A 19,301-nucleotide genomic window follows, 5' to 3' on the forward strand; every position below is an offset into this window, starting at 1 on the left:
TCGTGGAGCTGATTATGACAGCCCGGATTTGGAAAAGGACTTGCCGTACGTCAGATACATGTAGCGCAAGGTGAGATACAGCACGGCCACGGCCAGTTCGACGCTGTGATGCATCATGGGCATGGCGCGGATGGACGGCGCCTGGGCGGCCAGCAGAAAACTGCCGATCGATGGTGCCAGCACCAGCGGCCACATCGTCTTCCAGCGGAAATCGCTGGGGGAAAACAGCAAGCCCGTACACGACCAGACATACAATGCGGCGCCGAGCAGGGCAGCCGGCAGCAGTGGTAAATACAGTGACAGCAGCAGGCCCGCGCAGCCGGCCAGCCAGGCCGTGCGCAGGCGCGGCAAGAGCGCCTCGGGGAAGCGGCAATCGCCATACAGGCCCGTGGCGCTGCGCAGGGCCAGCGCCGCCAGGCAAAACATCAATGGCATGGCTTCGCCGATGGCCAGCGCCGCCGGACCTTTGCCGCTCATGAACATGGCGACGAAGAGCGAAAGGCCCAGGGACAGGAGCAGCAGCATGCCATGCAGCAGTTGGCGGTTAATCGCATAGGCAAGCAAGGCCGACGCGCATAAGCCGGCCGAGGCGACAAGGCGCGTCGTGTCGCTGCGTTCGGGCAGGAAGAGCAGCAGTGCCAGCAGCAGATAGGGCGCGATCCAGCCCAGCTGCCGCAAGCCTGGCCGCGCCCACAGCACGGGCAGGCGTTCCTGCAGCCCCTCCTGCAGCGCGTCCAGGCGCGTGAACAGCGGCGCGGGCCAGCGCAAGGCATGCACGGCCAGCAGGGCAAAGGCCAGCACCTGGAAACCCAGCAGGCTGGCATAGGCGCCGATGTCGCCCAGCTTGAAACCGCCCGCATCGAGCACGCCGGCCAGCATGAAGTGCAGCACGAAACCCAGGCCGCCCGAGGCCAGGGCCGTCTGCTTGAAGTAGCGCTTGGAAAATACCGCCTGCTCCCATCGCTCGAACAAGTCCATATCGAGCTTGTAGGCCAGCATTTCGGCATGCTGCCAGCGTATTGTCTGCAGCAGCTCGCGCAGCTGCAGATTGAATTTTTGGTCGAACAGCTGGCGCGCATAGGCCGATGGCGCTTGCTGCGACATGATGCAGTCCAGGCCAGGATAGCTGTCGCGGTTGTCGCAGAAGTGGGCGAACGAGCGGTCTGCCCGGTAGCGCTGCACGGCTGCGCGTACCAGGTCGCCATGGCTGCGGCCCAGGTAGGAAAAATCGTGTTCCCATCCCAGCTGCTCGAACACGGCCTGGCGCAGCGGCAGGTCGTAGCCGGCGCTGGCGCAATAGCGCAGCGCGCACAGGTCGAATTCCTCGCGCACGTCGAGGTTGAGCAGTTCCTCGCGTTCCAGGAAGCCGGGCAGCAGGGCGGCCCCGTTGCGGCGCCGCGCCTGTTCCAGGAATGCCTGCCACAGGCTGGCCGCTTCCTGGACCGGGTCGATGGCGACCACGCCCCATTGTTCCGGCGGTGGCGCCAGTGCTGGCGCGGGTTCGGCGATCACGCCCCACAGTTCCGCCCCCGTGTCTTGCGCGGCGTCGTCGACGATGCCCCACAGGTCGGCCGGTTCCACAGGCGCGGCTTCGGCCTGCGCGGTTTCGACGCGTGCAGTTTCGGCCGGCGCTTCAGGCACCGCCACGGGCGCCGTATGTCCTTGCTCCTGCGGGGCGGCGGCAAACAGGTGCGCATGGCGCAGCGCATATTCATACGCGTCGCGCAGCTCCTGGAAGGCGGCCGGATCGTCTTCGGGACGCGTCACTTTCAGGCGTTTCGCGTACGCGCGCTTGAGGGCGCGCTCGTCGCCGGTCGGCTCCGTGTCCAAGATATCCCACAGGCTGCGCTGCCCGCTGTGCATGCCGCCGTCCATCTACAAAAAGCTCTCGCTCTCGACTTGGCGCAGCACGTCATCCAGTGCCTGGCGCGCCTTGCGGATGGTGTTCGGGTCCTGAGTCTCCAGCGCCGCCTGGAAATTGGCCGTATGCGCGGCCAGGTACTGGCGCACGTCGCCCAGCGACTGCTCGTACAGGCGGTCGGCGCGCGTGACCAGGGTGCGGTTTTCCAGCTGTTCGCGTGGGTGGATCTTCAGGTCGGCCAGTTCAAGAAAGCGCTGCTCGATCTGTTCCGGCGTCATCACGCCCGCATTGTCGCTGATGACCATCTTGTGCTTTTCCTGCGTGGCCAGCACCGTCACTTCCGCTTCCAGCACGCCGCTGATGTCGTAGGTGAAGCGTACGTCGATGCCGATCTCGCCCGCCTTTTTCGCGGGAATCGGGAAGCTGATCTTGCCGAGGAAGACGTTGTCGGCCACCAGGCGCGACTCGCCCTGGAAGATCGCCACGTTGATTTCCTTCTGGTTGTCGTAGATGGTGGTGATGTTTTCCGTGCGCGAGACGGGCACCACGGAATTGCGCTCGATGATGGGCAGGTAATGTCCGCCTTCGTACTGGTTCGCGCTGACCTGGCGCGAAATCGAAATGCCCAGCGAATACGGCGCCACGTCCGTCATGACCACTTCATCGAGTGCGGCGTCGCGCATCTTCAGGCCCGCCTGCACGGCGGCGCCCAGCGCTACGGCTTCGTCCGGGTCCAGGTGGATGGCGGGGAAGCGGCCGAACATGCGCGACACCAGCTTGCGTACCAGCGGCATGCGCGTGGCGCCGCCGGCCAGCACCACTTCATTCAGTTCCGCGGCGCGGATGGTGGCGTCGCGCAGCGCCCGTTCCACGGGCAGGCGCAGGCGCGCCAGCAGCGGTTCGCACAGCTGCGCCAGCTTGTCTTCGTTGATCTCCCAGCTGTATTCCTTGTCCTGGTAGCGCGTGGCCATGCGCGCGGACGGCTGTTCCGACAGCAGGCGCTTGACGCGCTCCGCTTCATCGCGCAGCAGCTGCTGCTGGCGCGGGTCGAGCAGGCGGTTGCCGACGGCGTCGCGCAGGCCGCTGCCTTCCAAAAAGGCGTCGACCAGCACGGTGACGAAGTCTTCGCCCCCTAAAAAATTGTCGCCGGCCGAGGCGCGCACTTCCATCACGCCTTCGAACAGTTCCAGGATCGACACGTCGAAGGTGCCGCCGCCCAGGTCGAAGACGAGGAATTTGCTTTCCTGTTCCTTGTCGCGGATGCCGTAGGCCAGCGCGGCGGCCGTCGGTTCGTTCAGCAGGCGCTCCACGCGCAGGCCCGCCAGCTGGCCGGCGATGCGCGTGGCCTTGCGCTGCGCATCGCTGAAATACGCGGGCACGGTGATGATGGCTTCCTCGACCTTGTGGCCCAGGAAGGCTTCCGCATCTTCCTTCAGCGCGCGCAGCACCATCGACGACAGCTCTTCCGGACGGAATTGCTGCGTGCCGAGGGTGATCTTTTTTTCGCTGCCCATGTAGCGCTTGAAGACGGCCGCCGTCAGCTGCGGGTGCGTCTGCAGGCGCTCGCGCGCGGCGCGGCCCACCAGCACGGTGCCGTCGTCGTCGATGCTCACGCACGACGGCGTCAGGTGTTCGCCCAGCGCATTCGGGATGATGGAAGCCCTGCCGTCGCGCCAGATGGCGACCAGGCTGTTGGTGGTGCCCAGGTCGATACCGATGATCATCAGATATCCGCCTCCGCCTCATTGCCGTGTTCCTCGATCCAGGCACGCCGTCCTGCCGCTTCGCCCTTGCCCATCAACATATTGAAGCGGGCGGCGGACGTCATGTGGTCGATTTCACCGAGCGTGACGGGCAGCAGGCGGCGCGTGTCCGGGTTCATCGTCGTTTCCCACAGCTGCTCGGCGTTCATCTCGCCCAGGCCCTTGAAGCGGGAGATCGACCAGGCGCCCTGTTTCACGCCTTCCTTGCGCAGCTTGTCCTCGATGGCCAGCAGTTCGCCGTCGTCGAGCGCGTAGATTTTCTGAATCGGCTTCTTGCCGCGCGCGGGCGCGTCCACGCGGTACAGGGGCGGACGGGCGATGCAGATGTGGCCCTTGTTGATCAGCGCGGGGAAGTGCTTGAAGAACAGGGTCAGCAGCAATACCTGGATGTGCGAGCCGTCCACGTCCGCATCGGACAGGATGCAGATCTTGCCGTAGCGCAGGCCGGACAGGTCGGGCGTGTCGCCGATGTTGTGCGGGTCGACGCCGATGGCGACGGCAATATCGTGGATCTCGTTATTCGCGAACAGGCGGTCGCGGTCCGTTTCCCACGAGTTCAGGACCTTGCCGCGCAGGGGCAGGATCGCCTGGAATTCCTTGTCGCGGCCCATCTTGGCCGAACCGCCCGCCGAGTCGCCCTCGACGAGGAACAGTTCATTGCGCGCGATGTCCGATGATTCGCAGTCCGTCAGCTTGCCGGGCAGCACGGCCACGCCCGAGGATTTTTTCTTTTCCACTTTCTGCAGCGAGCGCTGGCGCGATTGCGCCTGCTTGATCACCAGTTCGGCCAGCTTCTTGCCATAGTCGACGTGCTGGTTCAGCCACAGTTCCAGCGGCGGTTTGGCGAAGGTCGAGACCAGGCGCACGGCGTCGCGCGAATTGAGGCGTTCCTTGATCTGGCCCTGGAATTGCGGGTCCAGCACCTTGGCCGACAGCACGAACGAAGCGCGCGCGAACACGTCTTCGGGCAGCAGTTTCACGCCCTTGGGCAGCAGCGAGTGCATTTCGACGAAGTTTTTCACGGCGCCGAACAGGCCGTCGCGCAAGCCCGATTCGTGCGTGCCGCCATTCGAGGTGGGAATCAGGTTGACATACGATTCGCGCACGATGGCGCCTTCTTCCGTCCATGCCACCACCCAGGCGGCGCCTTCGCCTTCGGCAAAGCCTTCCGAGTCCGGCCCCGCGTATTGGGCGCCTTCGAACAGGGGAATCAGGGTTTCGCCATTCGAGACCTGCGCCAACGATTCGGTCAGGTAGCCGCGCAAGCCTTCCGCGTACAGCCAGGTCTGCGTATCGCCCGTTTTCGCGTTGGTGAGCGTGACGGTGACGCCGGGCAGCAGCACGGCTTTCGAGCGCAGCAGGCGCTGCAGCTCGGTTTGCGAGATGTTCGGCGAGTCAAAATACTTCGCGTCGGGCCAGGCCGTGACGCGCGTGCCGGACTTCTTGCCGTCGCGCGGGGCGGGGCGCGAATTCAGCGGCTCGATCACGTCGCCATTGGCAAACACCATGTGATGCAGGCCGTTGCCGTCGCTTTCCTTGCGCCAGACGGTGATTTCCAGGCGCGTGGACAGCGCATTGGTGACGGACACGCCGACGCCGTGCAAGCCGCCCGAGAACGCGTAGGCGCCGCCCGAACCCTTGTCGAACTTGCCGCCCGCGTGCAGCCGTGTAAACACGATTTCCACCGTCGGCACGCCTTCTTCCGGGTGCAGGCCGACTGGAATGCCGCGGCCATTGTCTTCCACGGTGATGCTGCCATCCGTGTTTTGCGTGACGGCGATATGCGTGCAATGACCGCCCAGCGCCTCGTCGGAGGCATTGTCGATCACTTCCTGAATGATGTGCAGCGGATTTTCAGTGCGGGTGTACATCCCCGGGCGCTGCTTGACGGGTTCCAGTCCTTTCAGGACACGGATGGATGATTCGCTGTAGTCGGATGCTGGTTTTTTAGTGGCCATACGTGTTCAAGCTAATAAAGACAGTGGTTGGAACGCCAGGCCAGGGCACTGCATGGCGCAATGACAGCGGCGGCGATAGCTGTATGAATATACAGTATATCCCGTCCAGCGTCACTGGGGGAGGGCAGTGCGGCAGGCATGGCGTCCTTGTGCGGACGCTCGCGCATTCTATCTTGTCCCGCGAGCAATAGCGCTACTCCAGGGCAACAACAGTGCGCTGCGCGCGTGGTTTGGCGCCAATTGTGATGGATTTTATGCGGTAAAGCCCCCGTTTTTACATCTTGTTTACAGCTGCCTCCCCAGTCTTTACGAATTTTTTAGACCCTTTTGGCTAATCTGCACACTATCAAAACAAACCTGAATGAGGGTGGGAATGGATCTCGTGTATCTCGGCTTGATTGCCGTGTTTTTCGTCGTGGCAGCCGGCTTTGCCGTCGCCTGCGACAAATTAGGGAGCGTCAAATGAACGCGTTTTATGTGCTGGGCGCCGTCGTGTCGGCTGGCCTGTTCGTGTACCTGCTGGTGGCGCTGCTGAAGGCGGAGGAACTGTGATGACGACGCAATCGATATTGCTGCTGGCGGCTTTCCTGGCCGTGCTGCTGGCCGCCGGCTATCCGCTGGGCCTGTACATGGCCAAGGTGGCTGGCGATGGCCCCGTGCGCGGCCTGGGCTGGCTGCAGAAGCTGGAAAACCAGCTGTACCGCTGGTCCGGCCTGCCTGCCGACAAGGCCATGGGCTGGAAAAGCTACGCCATCGCCCTGATCGTCTTCAATACCGTGGGCGCCGTCTTTGTGTACGGCCTGCAGCGCCTGCAGGGCTTTTTGCCCTTGAATCCCCAGGGCCTGGGCGCCGTCAGCCCCGATTCCTCGTTCAATACCACCGTCAGCTTCGTCGCCAATACCAACTGGCAGGGCTATGGCGGCGAGCAGACCATGAGCTACCTGACCCAGATGCTGGGCCTGGCGTGCCAGAACTTCTTTTCGGCGGCCACCGGCATTGCCGTGATCTTCGCGCTGGTGCGCGGCTTCGCCTCGCGCTCGGGCAAATCGATCGGCAATTTCTGGGTCGACCTGGTGCGCTCCACCCTGTACATCCTGCTGCCGCTGTCGCTGGCCCTGTCCGTCGTCTTCATGGGCGAAGGCATGATCCAGAATTTTTCCGCCTACAAGGAAGTGACCCTGCTCGACCACGTGGCGTATGAAACGCCGAAAGTGACGGCCGATGGCCAGCCCGTGCTGGACGCCGCCGGCAAGCCGGTGATGGAAGCGCAGGTGGCGACGACGCAGACGATCGCCATGGGTCCCGTCGCGTCGCAGGAATCGATCAAGCTGCTGGGCACGAATGGCGGCGGCTTCTTCAATGCCAACTCCTCGCATCCGTACGAAAACCCCACCGTGCTGTCGAATTTCCTGCAGATGCTGGCCATTTTCATCATTCCCGCCGGCCTGTGCTTCACGTTCGGCCGCATGGTGGGCGACACGCGCCAGGGCTGGGCCGTGCTGGCCGCCATGACCCTGATCTTTGTCGTCATGACGGCCGGCGTGATGAGCGCCGAGCAGCAAGCCAATCCCGCCTTGCAAGCCCTGGGCGTGGACCAGCAGGCCAGCAGCCTGCAATCGGGCGGCAATATGGAAGGCAAGGAAACGCGCTTCGGCATCAGTTCCTCGACCCTGTTCGCGGCGGTGACGACGGCGGCCTCCTGCGGCGCCGTCAATTCCATGCACGATTCCTACATGCCCCTGGGCGGCATGGTGCCGCTGCTGCTGATGCAGTTCGGCGAAGTGATTTTCGGCGGCGTGGGCACGGGCCTGTACGGCATGCTGATGTTCGCCATCCTGGCCGTCTTCATCGCCGGCCTGATGATAGGCCGCACGCCTGAATACCTGGGCAAGAAAATCCAGGCCTATGAAATGAAGATGGTGTCGCTGGCCATCCTGGTCACGCCAGCCCTCGTATTGACGGGCACGGCGATTGCCGTGATGGTCGAGCCGGGCACGGTGGGCGTGGCCAATCCGGGCGCGCACGGTTTTTCCGAAATCCTGTACGCCTTCACGTCGGCGGCCAACAACAACGGCAGCGCGTTTGCCGGCCTGTCCGCCAACACGCCGTTCTATAACGTGATGCTGGCGATCGCCATGTGGTTCGGCCGTTTCGGCGTGATCGTGCCCGTGCTGGCCGTGGCCGGTTCGCTGGCGGGCAAGCAGCGCCTGTCGGTCAATGCCGGCACCATGCCCACGCACGGCCCCATGTTCATCGGCCTGCTGATCGGCGTGGTGGTGCTGGTCGGCGTGCTCAATTACGTTCCCGCGCTGGCCCTGGGCCCGATCGTGGAACACCTGCAACTTTTCACAAAATAAGAGGCTACCATGTCACGCACAAGCCTGACCTTGTTCGATTCCGCACTGATTGGCCCAGCCATCGTCGATGCGTTCAAAAAACTCGACCCCCGCACGCAGTGGCGCAGCCCCGTGATGTTCGTCGTCTACGTGGGCAGCATCATCACGACCCTGCTGGCGACCCAGGCCGGGATCAGCGGTGGCCAGGGTGAAGCGCCGTTCGGCTTCATCGTCGCCGTCGCCGTCTGGCTGTGGTTTACCGTGCTGTTCGCGAACTTCGCCGAAGCGCTGGCCGAAGGCCGCAGCAAGGCCCAGGCGGCCTCGCTGCGGGCCCTGAAGCAGACGGTGATGGCAAAAAAAATGCAGACGCCGAAATACGGCACGTCCTGGCTGCCCACGCCTGCCACCGACCTGCGCAAGGGCATGACGGTGCTGGTCGAGGCGGGCGACGTGATTCCCGCCGACGGCGAAGTGACGGCCGGCGTGGCCTCCGTCGACGAGAGCGCCATCACGGGCGAATCGGCGCCCGTGATCCGCGAGTCGGGCGGCGATTTTTCCGCCGTCACGGGCGGCACCCGCGTGCTGTCGGACTGGCTGCTGGTGCGCGTATCCGTCAATCCGGGCGAAGCGTTCATCGACCGCATGATCGCCATGGTCGAAGGCGCCAAGCGCCAGAAGACGCCGAACGAGATCGCCCTGACGATCCTGCTCGTGGCCCTGTCCATCGTCTTCCTGATCGTCACCGTGACCCTGCTGCCGTATTCGCTGTTTTCCGTGGCGGCAGCCGGCAGCGGCACGCCCGTCACGATCACGGTGCTGATCGCGCTGCTCGTGTGCCTGATCCCGACCACCATCGGCGGCCTGCTATCGGCCATCGGCGTGGCCGGCATGAGCCGCATGATGCAGGCCAATGTGATCGCCACGTCGGGCCGCGCCGTGGAAGCGGCGGGCGACGTGGACGTGCTGCTGCTCGATAAAACCGGCACCATCACCCTGGGCAACCGCCAGGCGTCGAGCTTTGTACCGGCGCCCGGCGTGACGGAGCAGCAATTGGCCGACGCGGCGCAACTGGCCTCCTTGGCCGATGAAACGCCGGAAGGCCGCAGCATCGTCGTGCTGGCCAAGCAGAAGTTCAATATCCGCGAACGCGAGATGGGCAACCTGCACGCCACCTTCGTACCGTTCACGGCGCAAACGCGCATGAGCGGCGTGGATATTCCGGGCGAACAGCAGGTGCGCCAGCTGCGCAAGGGCGCGGCCGACTCCATGAAAAAGTATGTGGAAGCGCTGGGCCAGCCGTATCCGGCCGAGGTGGCGCGCGCCGTCGACGATATCGCGCGCCGCGGCAGCACGCCGCTGGTGGTGGTCGACGATGGCCGCGTCATGGGCGTGGTGGAACTGAAGGACATCGTCAAGGGCGGCATCAAGGAGCGCTTCGCGGAATTGCGCCGCATGGGCATCAAGACGGTGATGATCACGGGCGACAACAAGCTGACGGCAGCGGCCATCGCCGCCGAAGCGGGCGTGGACGACTTCCTCGCCGAAGCGACGCCCGAAGACAAGCTCAAACTGATCCGCAGCTACCAGTCCGAAGGCCGCCTGGTGGCCATGACGGGCGACGGCACCAACGATGCGCCCGCGCTGGCCCAGGCCGACGTGGCCGTGGCCATGAATTCGGGCACGCAGGCAGCCAAGGAGGCGGGCAATATGGTGGACCTGGATTCGAATCCCACCAAGCTGCTGGAAATCGTCGAAATCGGCAAGCAGATGCTGATGACGCGCGGTTCGCTGACGACGTTCTCGATCTCGAACGACATCGCCAAGTACTTCGCCATCATCCCGGCCGCCTTCGTGGGCACGTATCCGCAGCTGAAGGCGCTCGACATCATGCACCTGGCCAGCCCCGCCTCGGCCATCATGTCGGCCGTGATCTTCAATGCGCTGATCATCGTCGTGCTGATCCCGCTGGCCCTGAAGGGCGTGCAATACCGCGCCATCGGTGCAGCCAGCCTGTTGCGCCGCAACCTGCTGATCTACGGCCTGGGCGGCATCATCCTGCCCTTCATCGGGATCAAGCTGATCGACATGCTGCTGTCCGCCCTCAATTTAGTCTAAAGGAACCATCATGAGCACTATCGTACGTCCCGCCCTGGTCCTGTTTGCCGCGCTGACCGTGATCTGCGGCGTCGTCTATCCGTTTGCCACGGCCGGCATCGGGCAGCTGGCTTTCAACGATGAAGTCAACGGCAGCATCGTCGAGCGGGCTGGCCGCCCCGTCGGATCGAGCCTGATCGGCCAGTCCTTCACCTCGCCCAAGTACTTCTGGGGCCGGCCATCGGCCACCGCGCCGATGGCGAACAACGGCGCCGGTTCGGGCGGCTCCAACCAGGGGCCGAGCAATCCGGCCCTGGTGGACGCCGTCAAGGCGCGCATCGCCGCCCTGCAGGCAGCCGATCCCGGCAACCGCAACCCCATCCCCGTCGACCTGGTGACGGCGTCGAGCAGCGGCCTGGATCCGGAAATCAGCTTGGCGGGCGCCCTGTACCAGGCGCCGCGCGTGGCCCGCGTGCGCGCCGTACCGCTGGCGCAGGTGGAGAACGCCATCGCCAAGGTGCAGAAAACTGCGTATATCGGCTTTTTCGGCGAACCGCGGGTCAATGTGCTGGAACTGAATCTGGCGCTCGATGCGGCCGCGAAGTAAGATGATGCAGGGGCGGAGCCGCCGGTTTTGCCCCTGGTTTTGATATTAAAGATGCCCATGCTCCCCAACGACAGCCAACGCCCCGACCCTGATGCCCTGCTGGCGCAGGTGCAGGCGCAGGAACAGAAAGCCGCGCGCGGCCGGCTGCGCATTTACTTCGGCGCCTCGGCCGGCGTCGGCAAGACCTATGCGATGCTGGCCGCCGCCCGCAAATTGCTGGCCGATGGCCAGGACTTGCTGGTGGGCGTGGTGGAGACGCATGGGCGCCAGGATACGGCGGCCCAGCTTGACGGCTTGCCCGTGCTGCCGCTCAAGGCGATTGAATACCGGGGCAAGACCCTGTTCGAGTTCGACCTGGACGAAGCGCTGCGGCGCGCGCCGCCGCTGATACTGATGGATGAACTGGCGCACTCGAACGTGGCCGGTTCGCGCCATCCGAAGCGCTGGCAGGATGTCGAGGAATTGCTGGCGGCCGGCATCGACGTGCTGTCGACCGTGAATGTGCAGCACCTGGAAAGCCTCAATGACGTGGTGGGCGGGATCACGGGCGTGCGCGTGGCTGAAACCTTGCCTGACACGGTGTTCGACCGCGCTGATGAAGTGGTGCTGGTCGATATCCCGGCCGATGAACTGCTGCGCCGCCTGAAGCAGGGCAAGGTATACCAGCCGCAGCAGGCCGAGCGGGCGTCGCAGCATTTTTTCCGCAAGGGTAATTTGATCGCCTTGCGCGAACTGGCCCTGCGCCGCACGGCCGACCGGGTGCAGGACGACGTGCAGGCTTACCGCGTCGAAAAGTCCATCAATCCCGTGTGGAAGACGGGGGCCGCGCTGCTCGCCTGCGTGGGACCGCACGCGGGCGGCGAACACGTGATCCGCAGCACGGCGCGCCTGGCCAGCCAGCTGAACGCGGAATGGCATGCGCTGTACGTGGAAACGCCGCGCCTGCAGCGCCTGCCGGCGCGCGAGCGCGAACGCATCCTGAAAACCCTGAAACTGGCGCAGGACCTGGGCGCGCGCACGGCCGTCAATCCGTCCGCCGACATTGCCGGCGCTGTGGTCGAGTATGCGCGCAGCGCGAATATCTCGAAAGTCATCGTGGGCCGTGGCCGCGCCGGTGCGCTGGCGCGCCTGTGGCATACGCCGCCGGCCGCGCGCATGGCCAGCCTGGCGCCGGATATCGACCTGATCGAAGTGGGCTTGCCCGCTGCCGATGCGGCGCCCCGCCGCGCGGCGGGCGACGAGGCGGAGGCGCCGCGCCGGCCGTCGCGCCATTGGCGCTACATACTGGCGGCCGGCGCCAGCCTGGGCACGGCCATCGCCTCCGTGCCGCTGCAGCCCTACCTGGACCTGGCCAATATCGCCATGCTGTCGCTGCTGACGGTGGTGTTGGTGGCCGTGCGCCTGGGGCGCGGGCCGGCGGCGCTGGCCAGCCTGGTGGGCGTGGCCTGCTTCGATTTCATCTTCGTGCCGCCCCGTTTCTCGTTTGCCGTGGGCGACTTCCAGTACGTGATCACGTTTGGCGTGATGCTGGCCGTGGGCCTGATCACGGGCCACCTGACGGCCGGCCTGCGCTTCCAGGCGCGCGTTGCCTCGCACCGTGAGGCGCGCGCCCGCGCCCTGTACGAGTTTTCGCGCGAATTGTCCGGCGTGCTGCAGACGGAGCAGATTTTCGACATCACGAAAAACGCCATCGAACGGGCTTTCCGCGCGCGCGCCACCTTGCTTTTGCCCGATGACGAGGGCAGCTTGCAGGCCCCGAACGGCGCTCAGCCGCTGGACATGGGCATCGCGCAGTGGGCCTTCGACCATGCGCAGGCGGCCGGCACGGGCACCGATACCTTGCCGGCGTCGCCCATTTTCTACCTGCCGCTGATCGCGCCGATGCGCACGCGGGGCGTGCTGGCGCTGCTGCCGCTCGACGGCGCGCACCGCGGACGCTGGCTGCTGGTGCCGGAACAGCGCCAGCATCTCGATACCTTTGCCGCCCTGGCGGCCATCGCCCTCGAGCGCGTGCACTACATCGACGTGGCCCAGGGCGCGCTGCTGCAGATGGAGTCCGAGCGCCTGCGCAATTCGCTGCTGGCGGCCCTGTCGCACGACTTGCGCACGCCATTGACGTCGCTGGTGGGCCTGGCCGAGTCGCTGGCCCTGTCCAGGCCCCCGTTGTCGCCCGCGCAGCTGGACATGGCGCGCTCGCTGCAGTCCGAAACCGTGCGCATGAGCGCCCTGGTGGCGAACCTGCTGGACATGGCGCGCATCGAGAGCGGGCAGGTGCGCCTGAACCTGCAATGGCAGGCGCTGGAAGAAGTGGTGGGCAGCGCGCTGCGCGCCAGCGGCCCGCAATTGCAGCAGCATGCCGTGCAGACGCAGCTGGCGCCGGACCTGCCGCTGGTGCGCTACGACGCCGTGCTGATCGAACGCGTGCTGTGCAACCTGCTGGAAAACGCGGCCAAGTACACGCCGCCCGGCAGCACCATCACCGTCGCGGCCGGGGTGCACGGCCAGTTCCTGCAGGTGACGGTGTGTGACGACGGCCCGGGCCTGCCGCCCGGCCGCGAAGAAGCCATCTTTGAAAAATTCACGCGCGGCGAGCGCGAATCGAACAAGCCGGGCGTCGGCCTGGGGCTGGCCATTTGCCGCGCCATCGTCGAAGCCCACGGCGGCGCCATCCACGCGCAGCCGCACGCGCCGGGACAGGGCGCCGCCCTCGTCTTCAGCCTGCCGCTGGGCACGCCTCCGGCGCCGCCGGAGATCGAGCTGGATGACGCCAACGACCATGAAACAGGAAAACCAACATGAACGAACCTTCCGCCACCGCCCTGCTGGTCGAGGATGAACCGCAAATCCGCCGCTTCGTGCGCGCCGCGCTGGAAGACGAGGGCTGGCAGATTTTCGAGTCCGCCACCATGCAGCGGGGCCTGATCGATGCCGGCACGCGCCGGCCCGACCTGATCGTGCTGGACCTGGGGCTGCCCGACGGCGACGGCATCGATTTCATCGCCGACATCCGCAAATGGTCGGCCGTGCCCATCATCGTGCTGTCGGCGCGGGTCGACGAGCAGGACAAGATCCGCGCGCTGGACGCGGGCGCCGACGACTATCTGACCAAACCGTTCGGCGTGGGCGAGCTGCTGGCCCGCGTGCGCGCCACCCTGCGCCGCCAGCGCCAGCCCGCCGCCAGCGACGATGGCGTGGTGCAGTTCGGCGACGTGCGCGTCGACCTGAAAGACCGCCTGGTAACGCGCAACAAGCAGCTGGTGCACATGACGCCGACGGAATTCCGTCTGCTGTCGGTGCTGGTGAAAAACGCGGGCAGGGTGGTCACCAATCCCCAGCTGCTGCGTGAAGTATGGGGGCCGTCGAACAGCGAGAACGGCCACTACCTGCGCATCTACATGGGCCATCTGCGCCAGAAGCTGGAAGCCGATCCGGCCCAGCCGCAGTATCTGCTGACGGAAACGGCCGTCGGCTACCGCTTGCTGCTGCCGCTCTAAACCGCATTCCTTCCCCCGCTTGAAAACGGGCGCCGCGCGCGCCAGGGGGACGCTTTACCCAAAAATTTTGCAGCGGCGGGCCAGCTGCGCCATGTTGGCAAAGGCCCATACCACCCATGAAGAAGAAAAAACCATGAATAAAATGCTAGTTGCACTTGCCGTCGCCACCGCCTTTACGGGCAGCCTGGCCCACGCGGAAGAGGCCAAGCCCGACAATGAAGTCGGCTTCAACGTGGCCGGCGTGTCCGACTACCGCTACCGCGGCATTTCGCAGACGCGCCTGAAGCCCGCCCTGCAGGGCGGTGCCGACTACGTCAACAACCCGACGGGCCTGTATGCGGGCGCCTGGGCCTCCACCATCAAGTGGACCAAGGACGCGGGCGGCAGCGGCGACGTGGAAGTGGACCTGTATGCGGGCAAGCGGGGCCAGTTGAGCGACGCCATCGGCTATGACGTGGGCGTGCTCGCCTATGTATATGCGGACAACGGCTTGAAGCACGTCGCCGGCCTGGCCGACGCGGATACGCAGGAAGTCTACGGCCAGTTGTCGTACGGCCCTGCCTATGTCAAGTATTCGCACGCCGTCTCGAACCTGTTCGGCATCGTCAACAGCAAGAACAGCGGCTACCTGGACATCGGCGCGAATATCGACCTGGGCAACGGCTGGAGCGGCAACCTGCACGCGGGCCACCAGAAGGTCAAAAACAATGATGCGTCGAGCTACACGGACTGGAAGGCGGGCGTCACGCGCGATTTCGGCATGGTGACGGGCGCGCTGGCCGTGATCGGCACGAACGCGGGCAAGTCGGCATATGCCTCGCCCGTGAATGGCAATTTCATGGGCAAGACGGCGTTGCAGCTGACGCTCAGCAAGACGTTTTAATTGACAGAGGGGAGAGGCGGCGCATGCGCCGCCTTTTTTTTCGCTAAAAACGGGGTCAGTCACTGCGTGATCGGAGCACGTCCCATTGGGGCGCGCTCCCCCGTCGGGTCTGACCCCGGCTATCGAGAGCTATGCCGCGCGGTGATGGCTGTCGAAAACGGCGCAGTACAGCTGTCCCAGGCCGACCACGCGGGCGGCCGGTATCTGGATGGCCAGGACATGGGCGGCGGCCGCTTGCGTATCCGTTGCCAGCAGCACGCGCAGGTCCGGATTGACGCTGCGCGCGTGCGCGATGCGGCGCGCCAGGCCCGCCTGCGCGGCGGCGTCCGCTACGCCGTCCAGCGGCACCACCAGCACGCGCGCGGCGATCAGGGCCGAACGGCTGCCCATGGAGTCGCGGCCTTCGCTGTCGATGACGATGTCGTGGTAGCAGTTCACCAGGTGTTCCAGCTCCGGCTGCAAGCCCTTGGCGCTGATGGCGCGCGCCATCAGGCGCGGCCGCGTCAGGCTGCCGTGCATGGCGCCGTCGTGCATGTTCCTGGCCTGCGCCATGGCGCCCTGGCGCGGATCGGCATCGAGCAGCAGCACCTTGCGCCCGGCCAGCGCGCGCGAAGCGGCCAGCCGTCCGGCCAGGATGGATTTCTCCATCCCCCCGCGTTCATCCGTGATGGCGATGATCATCGTGGCGCACGGCTGGCATGATATTGGCGGCGGAGACCAGCTGCAGCAGGCAGCCTTCGCGTAGTTCTTCCTTCTCGCTGGCGGTCCAGACGGGCAGCGCCATCAGCTGCTCCAGCGCGTCGGCCAGCGCGGTCTGGCCGGCGGCGGACATCGGCGTCATCGGCAGGCGCAGTTCCTCGCGCACCTTGCCTTGCATGGCCAGCGCCGCCTTCACGGGAGCGGGATTCGGTTCGGAAAACAGCAGGCGGATGACGGGCAGCAGCGTCTTGAACAGGGCGCCCGCGGCGCCGTGGCGGCCCTGCCTGACCAGGTGGTACAGCTGCGCATACAGGTCGGGGCGCACCTGGGCGGCGGCCGACATGGCGCCGTGGCCGCCCATGGACAGGCTGGCCAGCAGCAGCGCATCGTCGCCACACAGCACGTCCAGGCGCGTGTCGAGCAGCAGTTCGCCCAGCTGCTGCAGCTTGCCGCCTGCTTCCTTGATGGCGACGAAGTGCGAGTCGCGCGCCAGTAGCGCCGCCGTCTGCGGTTCGATATTGACGCCCGTGCGGGCCGGCACGTTGTACAGCACGATGGAGTGGTCGGTGGCGGCGGCGATGGCCTGGAAGTGGCGCACGATGCCGTCCTGCGAAGGACGTACGTACGACGGCGCCGAAACCAGCAGGCCGGCCAGCGGATGGTCGTGGTAGCGCTGCACGGCGGCGACGACGCTGCGCGTATCGCTGCCGCCGATTCCCATCACGACGGGGAAGCGGGGGCCGACGGCTTCGAGCACGCTGTCGAGCAGCATGGTGTGTTCGGCGGCACTGAGCATGGCCGCTTCGCCCGTGGTGCCGCATGCCACCAGGCCGTCGACGCCGCTGGCGGCCAGTTCGCACGCGAGCTGCTGGGCTGCGTCGAAGTCGATGTCGCCGTCGCGAAATGGCGTGACCATCGGCACCCAGATGCCCTGGAAGTGCGCAGTAATGCGCGATGACGACATCGCCTGCCCGCACAAGTACTGGTTCATAGCGATTTCCCCTGGCTGATGCGGCCAAATTCCGCCGCCGGCAGCAGGCGCATGACGGCGTCCATGGTCAGGCGCAAGGCCGGTTCCGTCACGCACAGCCATACCTTCATGCGTTCGGCGTGGTCGACCGCCTCGACGCGCATGAACGACAGCATGCCGCCGCACGTCTTGACGACCAGCTGGCGCAGCTCGGCCAGGCAGGACTTGTCGACCGTGATATGCATGAGAAAAGTGGGCAGGCGGGGATGGCGGTGGGGCAGTGCTTGATGCGTTGGCAGGCGTGAATGGGGTTCCATGGTGGCTTTGCAGCGGTGGTTGAGGTACGTTCAAGATTAGCAGCGGGGGCGTAAAGATTCTCTAAAAAGCGGGGCCGCCCGCGTAAACGGACTGTATGCGGGCTGTCTGCAGTTTTCCGGCCCGCGTGTTGCGCGGATGCGCCGCGCGTGGGCTTTTGTTACAAAATTGAATCGTGCTTTCGGGGGCAGGGGTTTATATTGAAAACGTCTCCGCTTTCAGTCAGCCTTGCCATGTCAGACGAAAAAGATCCCCTGCAGCCCCCTTCTCCCGATCCTGCAACGCCGGCGCGGCCTGACCGGGTGGGCCGCCGGGCGCCCGATGATGAGCATCGCGCGCGCGATGCGGCGCCCCGCTACCTGAAGGACAACGACACGCCGCTGGCGCTGGCCTGGCGCGTGATCTCGTCGCGCTACCGCTCCATGCGCGACAAGGCGAGCCGCGATTTCATGCGGCGCACCCTGCGCATCGGTATCTCGGCGCGCATTTTTCACCCCGAACCGGGCGCCACTGGCCTGCGCAGCAAGAACCTGCAATACCTGGAAGAGTCGATTGCGCAGTGGGTCATGTCGCGCGACGTGCTGGTGTTCATGATCCCGACGGTCAATACCAGCGGCCAGCTCCACCCGAGCAACATCACCCTGCGCCACTATGCGCGCCACCTGGACGGCCTGGTGCTGCAGGGCGGCGCCGACGTCTCGCCGCAGACGTATTCCGAGGCGGCCACGCGGCCCGAATGGAATGGCGACCGCGCGCGCGACCTGTACGAACTGGAGCTGCTGCACGAATTCGTCGACGCGGGCAAGCCCGTTCTGGGCATATGCCGCGGCTGCCAACTGATCAACGTGGGCTTTGGCGGCACCCTGTACCAGGACATCGCCTCGGACGTGGAAGGCGCCACTTCGCACGTCAACGACCTGTATGACCGCCATCGCCACACCATCGTCTTCCCGAAAGGCTCGTCCCTGGCGGGCCTGTTCCCGAAGACGGGCGAGGCGCTCGTCAATTCCATCCACCACCAGTCCGTGAAAGACCTGGGACGCGACATCACCGTGGAAGCGTATTCGCAGGGCGACAACATCGTCGAAGCCATCCGCTACCAGCGGGCCCGCTTCGTCATGGGCTTGCAGTGGCACCCGGAATTCCATTCGGCGGGCGGCGTCGAGCTGCTCGATTGCACGCCCATTCTCGATAACTTTCTGCGCGCGGCGCGGGAGACGCGGTTTTGAGCGCGCACCTGATGCGCCGGCGCACGGTGCTGGCCGGCCTGCTGGCGCTGCCACTGGCGGGATTGCGCGCCGCGCCGCACCCGCATGAGGGCGCGCCGCCGTTTGCGCTGACGTCCGCCGCACGTGCCCGCACGCTGAAGGCGCGGGTGGCGCCGGCCATCGCCGAACAGGTGGTCAAGGCGGCGCGCAAGGATGCGGCGCGGCCCGTGCACCTGATGGCCGAAGTGCGCACGGGCGGCTTGCTGAAAGGCGAAGGGGGGCGCGAGACCAGCCAGCAGGCGCAGGAAGACTGGCGCCAGGCGCGGCTGCAGGCGCTGGCCTGGCGGCTGTCGGGCGAGATGGCGCATTTCGAGGCGGCGCGCCAGCTGCTGCTGGCCTGGAGCGGCGCTTATCGGCCGTCGTTCAGCCCTGTCGACGAGACGGAGCTGGCCAGCCTGCTGATGGGCCATGACCTGGTGCAGGAGCGCCTGAATGGCGTGGAGCGCGAGCAGGTGCGGGTCTTTTGCCGCACCCTGGCGCAGGGCTATTTGAGCGATCCGATCAAGGTTGGCGGCCCGTCCACGGCGCGCAACAACTGGCATAGCCACCGCATCAAGATCGGCACGGCCGCCGCGTATGTCACGGGCGACGCCTTGCTGATTGCGCGCGCGAAGGAGCGCTTCCTGGCGCACGTGCCGCGCAATATCGGCGCCGGCGGCGTGCCCTTCGATTTCGAGCAGCGCGACGCCCTGCATTACACCACCTACAGCCTGGAACCGCTGCTGACCACGGCCCTGATGGCGCAGGCGCATGGCGACGACTGGTATGGCGCGCCGGAAGCGCAGCGCCTGGCCGAGGCGCTGGCCTGGCTGGCGCCGTATGCGCAGGGCAGAAAGATGCACGAGGAGTTCGCGAAAAGCGCTGTGCCCTTCGACCGCAAGCGCGTGGCGGCCGGCGAAAAGGGCTTTACGGGGAACTGGGAACCCAAGGGCGCCGCCAATGTGTACCTGCTGGCGGCGCGCTTAGCCCCCGCTTACCTGCCGCTGGCGCTGGAGCTGCGCCCGTCAGCCTGGGCGCTGGCGCTGTACGGCGCTTAGTTGTGCTTAGTTGCGC

Annotated in this window: 15 protein-coding genes; 9 read left to right on the forward strand and 6 right to left on the reverse strand. The window is 65.8% G+C overall.

Annotated features, from left to right (window positions below; all coding sequences use genetic code 11):
- Positions 1–12: 12 nt before the first annotated feature.
- The 3 genes from GCN74_RS02015 to GCN74_RS02025 are packed head-to-tail and all read right to left on the reverse strand — an operon-like array spanning position 13 to position 5,582.
- Positions 13–1,863, reverse strand: a complete 1,851-nt coding sequence (locus GCN74_RS02015; RefSeq protein ID WP_152255093.1) for a J domain-containing protein — start codon at positions 1,861–1,863, stop codon at positions 13–15.
- A gap of 12 nt (positions 1,864–1,875) precedes the next feature.
- The gene (locus GCN74_RS02020; RefSeq protein ID WP_152255094.1) at positions 1,876–3,585 is read right to left on the reverse strand and encodes a molecular chaperone HscC; all 1,710 of its coding nucleotides are present in this window, start codon (positions 3,583–3,585) and stop codon (positions 1,876–1,878) included.
- Positions 3,585–5,582, reverse strand: coding sequence for a DNA topoisomerase IV subunit B (locus GCN74_RS02025; protein WP_152255095.1), 1,998 nt, complete (start codon positions 5,580–5,582; stop codon positions 3,585–3,587). Before GCN74_RS02025 ends, GCN74_RS02020 begins: the two co-directional genes overlap by 1 nt.
- A gap of 462 nt (positions 5,583–6,044) precedes the next feature.
- On the opposite strand from GCN74_RS02025, the gene kdpF reads away from it, so the two are divergent.
- From kdpF to GCN74_RS02060, 7 genes are all read left to right on the forward strand, one after another.
- Complete coding sequence (kdpF, locus tag GCN74_RS02030; protein WP_152255096.1) at positions 6,045–6,134, forward strand: K(+)-transporting ATPase subunit F; 90 nt, start codon at positions 6,045–6,047, stop codon at positions 6,132–6,134.
- Positions 6,134–7,939 (forward strand): potassium-transporting ATPase subunit KdpA, encoded by a 1,806-nt coding sequence (kdpA, locus tag GCN74_RS02035; protein ID WP_152255097.1) that lies wholly within the window; start codon positions 6,134–6,136, stop codon positions 7,937–7,939. The genes kdpF and kdpA overlap by 1 nt, the downstream gene beginning before the upstream one ends.
- A gap of 9 nt (positions 7,940–7,948) precedes the next feature.
- Positions 7,949–10,033 (forward strand): potassium-transporting ATPase subunit KdpB, encoded by a 2,085-nt coding sequence (gene kdpB, locus GCN74_RS02040; RefSeq protein WP_152255098.1) that lies wholly within the window; start codon positions 7,949–7,951, stop codon positions 10,031–10,033.
- 10 nt (positions 10,034–10,043) lie between these two features.
- Positions 10,044–10,619, forward strand: a complete 576-nt coding sequence (kdpC, locus tag GCN74_RS02045) for a potassium-transporting ATPase subunit KdpC (protein WP_152255099.1) — start codon at positions 10,044–10,046, stop codon at positions 10,617–10,619.
- A gap of 57 nt (positions 10,620–10,676) precedes the next feature.
- A complete protein-coding gene (locus GCN74_RS02050; RefSeq protein WP_152255155.1) occupies positions 10,677–13,418 on the forward strand; it encodes a DUF4118 domain-containing protein in 2,742 nt (913 codons plus the stop codon).
- Entirely contained in the window at positions 13,415–14,113 is a 699-nt protein-coding gene (gene kdpE, locus GCN74_RS02055; protein WP_034746496.1) for a two-component system response regulator KdpE, read from the forward strand. The genes GCN74_RS02050 and kdpE overlap by 4 nt, the downstream gene beginning before the upstream one ends.
- 133 nt (positions 14,114–14,246) lie before the next feature.
- Positions 14,247–14,996 carry a TorF family putative porin gene (locus tag GCN74_RS02060; RefSeq protein WP_152255100.1) on the forward strand — a complete coding sequence of 250 codons (750 nt, stop codon included), beginning with the start codon at positions 14,247–14,249 and terminating at the stop codon, positions 14,994–14,996.
- Positions 14,997–15,125: 129 nt separating this feature from the next.
- Here GCN74_RS02060 and GCN74_RS02065 read toward each other — a convergent pair whose 3' ends face one another.
- Genes GCN74_RS02065 through GCN74_RS02075 form a run of 3 tightly spaced genes read right to left on the reverse strand, consistent with a single transcriptional unit; the run spans position 15,126 to position 16,982 of the window.
- On the reverse strand, positions 15,126–15,644 hold the full coding sequence (locus tag GCN74_RS02065) for a cobyrinic acid ac-diamide synthase (protein ID WP_264372863.1): 519 nt from the start codon (positions 15,642–15,644) through the stop codon (positions 15,126–15,128).
- Between the two features lie 10 nt (positions 15,645–15,654).
- On the reverse strand, positions 15,655–16,686 hold the full coding sequence (dapA, locus tag GCN74_RS02070; protein ID WP_152255102.1) for a 4-hydroxy-tetrahydrodipicolinate synthase: 1,032 nt from the start codon (positions 16,684–16,686) through the stop codon (positions 15,655–15,657).
- Positions 16,683–16,982: a hypothetical protein gene (locus GCN74_RS02075; RefSeq protein WP_226938816.1), complete on the reverse strand. Its 300-nt coding sequence runs from the start codon at positions 16,980–16,982 to the stop codon at positions 16,683–16,685. Before GCN74_RS02075 ends, dapA begins: the two co-directional genes overlap by 4 nt.
- 231 nt (positions 16,983–17,213) lie before the next feature.
- Here GCN74_RS02075 and GCN74_RS02080 point away from each other — a divergent pair, with 231 nt between their 5' ends.
- Entirely contained in the window at positions 17,214–18,209 is a 996-nt protein-coding gene (locus GCN74_RS02080; RefSeq protein ID WP_193316931.1) for a gamma-glutamyl-gamma-aminobutyrate hydrolase family protein, read from the forward strand.
- Positions 18,206–19,285: an alginate lyase family protein gene (locus GCN74_RS02085; protein WP_152255103.1), complete on the forward strand. Its 1,080-nt coding sequence runs from the start codon at positions 18,206–18,208 to the stop codon at positions 19,283–19,285. Before GCN74_RS02080 ends, GCN74_RS02085 begins: the two co-directional genes overlap by 4 nt.
- Positions 19,286–19,301: the final 16 nt, after the last annotated feature.

This window comes from Janthinobacterium sp. FT14W (assembly GCF_009208755.1).
Taxonomy (GTDB): Bacteria; Pseudomonadota; Gammaproteobacteria; order Burkholderiales; family Burkholderiaceae_D; genus Janthinobacterium; species Janthinobacterium violaceinigrum.